The sequence below is a fragment of the Epilithonimonas hispanica genome (genome assembly GCF_003385395.1).
GTDB classification, from domain to species: Bacteria; Bacteroidota; Bacteroidia; order Flavobacteriales; family Weeksellaceae; genus Epilithonimonas; species Epilithonimonas hispanica.
Map to the genome: position 1 here is coordinate 1 of NZ_QNUG01000071.1, position 8,997 is coordinate 8,997.

General features: G+C 34.5%; 4 protein-coding genes and 1 pseudogene. All 5 read right to left on the bottom strand.

Annotated features, from left to right (window positions below; all coding sequences use genetic code 11):
- A pseudogene (locus DRF58_RS17250) lies at positions 1 to 177 on the bottom strand (RHS repeat domain-containing protein); the annotation flags it as partial.
- A 34-nt stretch (positions 178 to 211) separates the two neighbouring features.
- Positions 212 to 685, bottom strand: a complete 474-nt coding sequence (locus tag DRF58_RS17255; protein ID WP_123902442.1) for a hypothetical protein — start codon at positions 683 to 685, stop codon at positions 212 to 214.
- Positions 636 to 4,265: a DUF6443 domain-containing protein gene (locus DRF58_RS17260; RefSeq protein ID WP_116037149.1), complete on the bottom strand. Its 3,630-nt coding sequence runs from the start codon at positions 4,263 to 4,265 to the stop codon at positions 636 to 638. The genes DRF58_RS17255 and DRF58_RS17260 overlap by 50 nt, the downstream gene beginning before the upstream one ends.
- Positions 4,266 to 4,277: 12 nt before the next feature.
- Positions 4,278 to 7,415 (bottom strand): hypothetical protein, encoded by a 3,138-nt coding sequence (locus tag DRF58_RS17265; protein ID WP_116037150.1) that lies wholly within the window; start codon positions 7,413 to 7,415, stop codon positions 4,278 to 4,280.
- Between the two features lie 7 nt (positions 7,416 to 7,422).
- Complete coding sequence (locus DRF58_RS17270; protein WP_116037152.1) at positions 7,423 to 8,793, bottom strand: T9SS type A sorting domain-containing protein; 1,371 nt, start codon at positions 8,791 to 8,793, stop codon at positions 7,423 to 7,425.
- Between the last annotated feature and the right edge of the window lie 204 nt (positions 8,794 to 8,997).

An 8,997-nucleotide genomic window follows, 5' to 3' on the forward strand; every position in this document is an offset into this window, starting at 1 on the left:
CAATTCCAATCCTTCCAATTCTCTTCCCAATCCCATCTTATTTTCTTGGAAAGCGTACGTAGAATTATAAGCATATTTCTCAGCAAGAGGATCTATATTGAAAAACCTGCCGACATCAGGCATATAATTTCGCCATTTGAAGGAGTAGAAGCCTGTTTCCTGCAGTTCCTGTGACTGATACTTGTAGTTATACTATTTAAGCGTTTTGCTTTTATTTATCCGCTACGAAGTCGGGAGACTTCGCAGAGCTGGGGTTTTGTATTTGCTTTTTTAAAATCAAAAAACATTTTTGATTTTGAGGATTGAATAGTTTTTTACCTTTTATTATAAAATATTTTTCTTCTTTATGCAGAATGCTATCATTATCTAATAAAGAACCTTTAAATTTGGATTTGAGATATAATGTATCTTTCTTAATTTCCCAATTACCCATAATTTTTTCAAATGAACTTGGATAAGTTAGTACAAATCTACTTTCACTCTTTATGTAAAGTTCTGTACTCGGAGAGTCCATATAAAAACATACACTGCTATACTTATTAGGATATAAAATTTTAGAACTACAAGAATAAAACAAGATACACCCCCAAATTAATAAAACAACATTATTAAAGTTTTTCATAATAGAATTTTTTTTACTTCTTGTAATACGTTTGTCCATCAACTCTAAAGGCTTTTCCTTCATTAGCAATGCGTTGTAATGCTTGTTGCCTCTGTGCAGTAGGAAGACTTAAAGCTTTAACTATTTCTGGGTTATTATTGACAGAGATAGGACCTTTTGGCAAAGAGCTATAAACACCATCTAAATCATTAACACCGACAGTCTGACCTCCAAAAAAAGCACCTCTTGAATACCCTGCAACTTCGTCCATCTTATCGTGTAAGAATTGAGTTCCTTTGTCTGCTAATTCTCTATTAACAAACCCGCTTTCACCTGTTTCAAATTGATATGCGTGCTTTAATTCGTGTGAAAAGATATTCATTCCTCCTTCTGAAGGCATAATTATAACGACTTTACCATCCTTGAAGTTAAAACCTGTAGCACCAGTTATTGTTTTGCTAGAAAAAGGAGAAGAACCTCCTTCGTTTAGAGTATCACTATTTATAACATCATAAACTTGACTAGAAGCGGCTAAAGTTGCTGTTTCCCCCCTTGTTGTTTCTAATGCGGAGTTATTTGCCTGTAATCTAGAAATTGCATTTCTTGCTGATTTTTCCGAACCCAAAAACCCATATTTTCCCGATTTTATTTGAGCTTCGTATTTAGCAATATCTTTATTATTACTCGCCTGTCTAGAGTTTATGTCTGCAATTAGTTTGTTAACCCATTTCCAAGCATCCTCTGTAAATTCATTACCATCAACATCTAAATACATAATTGGGTTATTACCTGCATAATGATAAGGAGATAAAGAAAAATATTTTTCAGATTTTCCGTCTACAACGCCCCAACGTCCGATGTCCGAAATATAAAATCTTGCGCCATAATCATACATTCCCGTCTCTTGCAGTTCCTTGCCGTTGTACTTGTAGTTGTATGGTACTGACATAGGATCATAGAGAACAGGCAGCATATTATTTTTTAGGAAACTCATTCCGAAAGGATAATAATCATTCCTATCCATAATTTGCAAATCGTTACCATTTTTTACATAACTCAATCTTACGTTTCCGAGATGGTCTTTGTATTGGTAGATGTAACGTAAATTTTCAAAATCATAATATCCTTCTGCTGTTGGAAAAAATGAAAGAATTAGATTCTCCACTTCCGGAGTTCCGGGATCCACTATAACGGCAATTTTTCTAGTTTCATCTTTAGTAAACGCTTCTTCTTCTCCAGCTAATGATGCGTCTATTGTTGCATCATCAGGATTTTCCAATGCTTTTCGTATCGGGTCTGTGTTTGGTGTGGAATACTGGAAACCATCCAAATATTCTGTATTGATAATTTTCGTTCCTGAGGAGTTGGTAAGAGTAAACTTTTTCTTCACTTTCACGCCATCTGCTCGATAATAATAATTTGTAACATTGGCATTTTGATTGATCTGTTTAGGAAGGTTTAGAAAATTATAAGCGATTGCTGATATTTTCTTATCCGGCATTGCAATGGTATTTCCATTGGCATCATAAGTAATCGTTTGTCCGCCTCCTTCGTAGCCACTACTATTTCCGGAAGCATCGGTAATATTGGTAACTCTGTTTCCCGTATACTGATAGCCGAGATTATCTACAACAATTGGAGTGTAGTATTTCCCATGTTTTCCGTTCCTTACTAAAGTTTTGATATTTCCATTCAGGTCATAGGTTAATACTTCATCATTGATATGACTTTCCGGAACTGTACTTGCCGGATCCTGGTAATTTCCTGCCAATAATCGGTTCAATTTATCATATTTATAACCGTAACGTTTGAGGGGATTATCTTTATATATCCAATCAATCTCTGCAATATTGCCATTGTATTTTGCTGTGCCCAAAGACGGATTTTGAGGATTGTTATACCTAATAATATATCCAAAAAGTTTTCCATTGTTTAGAATATGAGATTCATCGGATGGGCTGTAAGTAATATCTCCATTGTTAATTCCAGTCATCCATCCTCTAATATTATAAGAGTAGTCGACTTTTTGCAGTGGACTTCCAGAAATTCCGCCCACTTTTTTCCAATCTAATTGCCCGATTTCATTGTAGTGATTTTCTACCAAAAGTTCTTTTGGAGTTTTCCCTACCACTTCGTGAGTATGTGTTAAAAGACGGTTTTGAGGATCATATACAAATTCTTCTTTCACCACCAATTCTGTATCTGCATTTCTTCTTTTATGATAGGTATTTGTATTTTGAGGGACACCAGCAAAATCTATAAAACTTTCGGTTTTTGTATAACCTCCCAGATGATTGATACTATGAGTTCCTATTGTTCTACCTTCCGTATCATACCAGATATAATTTTTTGTCCAGCCATTGGTTTCAATGTTGTTCACATAGGATGCCGTAGGCAGACTTTTTGTGCTGAGGTTTCCTGTTTGTGTAAGAACAACTTGTGAAAGAATGCTTGTCGGAATGGCTGGAGTTCCTGTTGGATAGGTATCATAATAATTTACCGATAATAATTTTGTAATGGTATTTGGATAATTTTTGGTAGCATCGTTGTCATAGTATACTAATAACCCCGGTTGTGCAAAGTTAGTTGTAGTTCTCTCTACATTATTACTTCCCTTTCCATTAAATGTAGATTGAAGACTACTCCTTGAACCGGAATCGGTTGTAATTCCTGTGTAAGCAACTCTTGAAAACTTATCATATTTTGTAAACAACCATTGTCCTAATGTCAACAAATTGGCATCCTGCGTCATCACTAATCGATCTTGGTTATCATATACCATTAATTCCCAGTTCCAAATTCCCGTATTTGGATTTAATCCCTTACCCGGAATTTTTTTCTCAACTAATCTACCTCTACCATCATATCGATATTGATAACACAATTCATCTAAATCTGTTTGTGAAATAGTTGCCTTGACTGCTGCTTCCGGCGATACCACAAATGCAAGTTGATTATATTCATTATAGACGTAATAAGTATCCGAATCTTTTGTACCATCATTTTTTCTTACCAAAAGGGTTTGTCCCTCTCCGTTCTTGAACTCAATACTCACATTTCCGTCTTCGTCAGTTACTGTATTCTTATAAAGTTGTGACGCTCCAAAATTGCCTGATTGTGTTAGTGTGGAATTGGTTGCATTATTTGTCCAAGAAGTTGTGGTAATAAATTTTTTGACTTCAGTTGCTGTATTTGTTCCATAAGCAAAATTGACAGGTTTGTTGCTCCAGTCATTTCCTACTTGTACTTGCTGTTGGATGCGATCTAATGGTGAATTTTCCAACACTTTCTCAGAATAGATTTTTTCTGATCCATAGGGTGTAGAAGTAACAGTTGATAATGGATTACCATAAATTGCTCCATTTGAACTCCCTTGTTGTGGAACAGCTAGATAATTTTTAGTCTGTCTGCCAAACCCGTCGTATTCGATTTTGGTGACTACGTCATTTACAGCCGGCGAGGATTTCACATTTAATATTTGTTTAGGTCTTCCCAAACCATCAAAATAGGTGATAGATTCCAAGGGTGATTTTTGAACAGGATCTCCGGGTTTGGACAGATAAGTCTTAGTATAAATATAATTTTCAGTAGAACTCGGAATTGTTTGTGCAAAACTGTTTACCGCTATAAACAGTAAACCTATTGGTAGTATATGTTTTTTCATTTATTTGTGCTTTTATGGTTTATAGTGGTATTCGTATGAATTTAGGATATTTCCGTTGACATCTCTAACTTCTTTTAATCTGTTGGCAGTGTCATAAATATATATTTCACGGATTCCTGATGGTGGTGTGATGCTTCTAACACCAATCAATGGATCATACGAATAAGTGGTAATTTGGTAGCCGGCTAAAGCAGTGTTAGCTCTGAAAGTATCTAAAGCAGTTAACAAATCATTTTCCTTAGGATTGCCCAAAGCGGTATCAGCATTGTCATCGTTTGAGGCATTGATGATGGCTGTTGTCAAATTGCTTACCTGTGCATAGGTTGCGCCTTCTATCTTCGCAATAGGCTGGGTCTGGTTGTAACCCCAAACTATTGCAGTTGGGATGCCTTCTTTTGTGGTGTATTGTTGTAGGTTACCGGTAGAATTATACTGATCGTAAGATATAGTGGTGATTCCATAATTAGGATTCGGGACAATAGCAGAACCATATCCATTATTTGGGGTAGTAATAGTTTGGTCTTCAAAATATTGAATACTACTTTTAGGTAAAGCTAAAGTACTTGATGGATTATAATCAAAAATAACTTGTTGTCTATTCTGAAAAATATTATTTTTATAATTACTTGTAATTAAAGGAATCCCCACCATGTTTTTTCCTACCATATAAGGGGTTGACTGATATGGGGGTATATTTTGTTGAGCTTGATTTCCATGTCGTACGTCTTCTGGATATTGATATTTTTTGGACAGGATAGCTCCATCTGTATAGGTTGATTTTTCTTCAACCAAATTTAAATGTCGTGATGAATTGTAAAAAAACTCTTGGTATGAATTTAGAGCAGCGTTATTCAGATAATCTGTTGTTGTAATTTTTTTTACGGGAGCTGAATTCATAAACTTTCTATACCCTTGAACCCAGTAACCAGTTAAGTGATTAATGGAAACATAATTATTATTGTCTTTAGAATTGTTAGGATTGTAATCCATATTATCATAATATTCATAATTTACAACTTTTATAGGATTTACTAGATCTGACTGAGAAAAATACTTTTGATTTAAAGGCTTACCTCTTAATATGCTCTTGTCTACACCATAGAGGTTTTTGAAATTTTTATAGAGATTAAGAGGAACAAAATTTGTATAGCCAGTCATGTACTGCCTTGTATTAGTTGGGTCAGGGTTTAAAAGATCCGGATGTGTCTCATAAGTTGTAAAATTATGCTCTATATATCCTTTGTTTTTATCAATTTCGAATACTTTTGAGTACCCCACATTATAACTATCCAAGCTATTTTGTTGTACGTTAGAACTTGTTTTTATCATTAATTTTTGAACCATTGAACTTCCGGACATTTCAATATAATAAAAATATCTTGGCCAGTTCATTAGAATTCCTGAATTGGAAGAACCATTTAAAGTAGTAGTATATCTATACTCTTTTTCCGTACTTAATACACCATTTTCTGCATAATTAAATATTTTCTTTATCCTAGCTCCTCCTGCTAAGCCACTATTATTTGTTAAAGTGGGAAGAAATAAGCTGGAAGAAATTCTTTCTACTCTTTTCCCATAAAATTGTGGTTCGTATTCAAAAATACTATAACCTTTTGTGGGATAAATTACTTTACTAAGTAATGCAACATCGTATTTTTGAGGATTGGCATCACGGAATGTATTGTTCAAAGTATAATCTCCAGTAGTTGCATTGTAGGTATCAAAAGGTGCTAGACTTACGTTTGTATCTTTCCCATTCCAATATCCCCAATGATCAATTCCTTTTGTATAATATGCTGGTAAAGTTGTTGTTTTGTTATATTCAAAAGAATATATCTGATCAGTTTTTAAATCTTTTATAGATTTCAAGAATGGTCTTTTAAAAGTACCTCCTAAATGATCATATGAGAATTGAGTTTTTTTAAGAGGTGTATTATTATGGTAGGTCTCTATATTATCAATTAACCATTCATTAAAAAACTGGCTGGTCAGTTTATCCTGCTTGATTGGATATCCAGCATCTATATAGTTAATCTTAATTTCATCATCCAAATACCTTATTGATTTTAATATCGATTTTTTCAGTAATATATATGTTATAGTGTTTGAACCACCACTAGACATTTCATAACCGCAACTAACACCTCCTGGACAATTCCTCCATTCATCAACTCTTGCCCCATCTTGATTGTAAGTCTCCAATGAAAGTAATTTTTCATTATTATGAGCATTTGTCCATGGAACTAAATTGCAGAAATTATCATTTAATGTCCCTTCCTCATAGGTGAAATTAATCTCTTTGTTGTTGGCAAAAATAATTTTAGAAAGACTGAAAGAGCTAATCATAGGATAGCCCTGAAAAAAAGGATGTGACGAAGCAGGATCTGTGGAATATGAATATGAGATTTCATATTTTGAAAGATCACCACCAAAGATGTATTGGTTACCCTGCCCATCTTTTATAGTAATTTTTGAAACAGGAGGTGTACAAAAATTTCTACCACCATAGATTGCCATCTGTGAAATATCTACTCTTATATTAGGGTCATTTGATTCTACAAGAACATTTCCATCATTTCCAATAATAAATTTACCTGATAATCCCATGGCATTAAAGCTAAAAGAATCAGGTGTTCCCTCATAGCCATTTGCCGATGGTCCCATCCACCACCATAATTGCCCATCTGTATTACCTGTTCCTCCATATAAATTATAGGCTTGAGTATTTGTAGAAGGATTGGTTTTTACACCCTTCAAAAATCCATGAAGATCTTTTCCTGTATCATAGGGATTCCCACCTAAAGTAGTTGGACTTCCAACGTATTCATCAGGTATCCTATTCAGATTACGTGTAATTCTGCCACCTGCGATTAATGACCAATTGACTCCAGCAGCATCAGACTTTTTATGAGGTATAAACCCTGAAGAATCGTATACTAAAGTTGCTGAGATATCTAATCCCTTTTCACCAATAGATGCAATCGGTATTCTTAAATCAATAGAACCAGTGTACAGATTTACAGGAATATTACCATATTTTTCAAATGCATATGATTGAGGAGATTTTATTTCCACAGGACTCATTGCTCCTTGTCCAAATATTTTTAGTGTTACTAATAATAAAGAGGTTGAGTATAATTTTTTTCTCATTGTATTTTTATTTTTTCACGATTTTAGTGTTCACAGATTTATTTGAAGTATTTGCAGTCACAATATAAACTCCTTGAGGTAAGGAAGATGTATTAATTTTCGTAACTGCCTGTTTAGTTTTTATGACTTGAACTTGCTTCCCACTCATGTCGTGCAATCGGATTTCCGCTTCTTCTCCATTTTGTAATTCAAAGCCAATTTCAACATAAGCATAATCTTCCACTGGATTAGGATATATTCGAATATCTTTATTTTCTACCAAATCATCCAGTTGCTTGTCTCCGAGTTTTAGAATTTTCCAATTCTCTTCTCCAAGTTGGTCTGCACTTGTTCCTGCCAAAAGATAACTTCCGTCACTTTGCAATTTTGCAGAAACCAAACGCTCTTCATTCTTTTTGGATTTTCCTTCGACATATTTCCTCCATTCCTCCTTGCCGTTTGTGTCAATGTAAAGCATCCAGAATTTCTCATCATCAGATTTTATTTTTTCTTCTGCTTGAGTGTAACCACCAAGCAAAAACCCTCTGTTTTCACTGAAATTATCCTTGTTGGTTTTTTTTATTACATCCAGACTCATTGCCACGTCACGGTTACCAAAATTGTAAGATTTCTGCCAGATTTCATTGCCGGATTTGTCAAGATTTATTACCCATAAATCCGTTCCTTCTTTGATATTTTCTTTTTTGTTGCCTGATGATTGGCTTCTGCTTTCTCCTACCACGATAAAACCGTTTTGGGTGTTAGCAATCGTTTTTGGTCTGTCATCACCACTTCCGCCATAGGTTTTCTGCCACTCAACATTAACATTCTTATCTAATTTTATAATCCAGTAATCGCCACTTCCAAAATTTTCTTCAGATTTACCGATAAATATTTTTACCGTTGAAGTTATTTCCGGTGTTGTATTTTCGTTTTGGGTATTGGAATGAGTATTTTGAGTAGTACTATTATCAGTATTATTTAGGTTGTCCGTTTTTCCGGAAGTGGAATAAGCAAGCAAAACCGCACCTCCATCTGGAGTTGGTATCATATCGGTGACTTCATCCAAAGCAGTTCCTCCGAGAATAGTGGTTTGTTTTAATTTTCCGTCTTTGTCTAATTTTGATACAAACACATCTTTAGAACCGAAAAGTTTTCTGTTATCATTAATATTTCCTGCAACAAAAAATCCTAAATCAGTAGATTGCACAATTGCAGAGGCTTCATCATTGCTCTTAGTTCCTAATGTTTTCTGCCAAAGTTCCTCACCATTTTCTGAAAGACAAATCAACCATAGGTCACTTCCGCCAAGGTTATTTTCCTTTTTATCTCCTGAAATATTGGAAAACGAAGTCCCTAAAATAGCAAATCCTCCGTCTTGGGTTGAAATGGAGGACATTAAATAATCATGTCTCGTTCCCCCGAAATATTTTTCCCAAAGATGATTACCTTGCTGATCGAGCTTTACAAGATGATAATCATACCCTTTGTTTTGGTTGCCTCCTGTTGAACTAAACCTTCGGTAGCTTTACCATTCGCATAAATCAGTTACTTTGTAAAACTAATTAAAAATCAATAGAATGGCAACAAAAAAAAGAGTTTA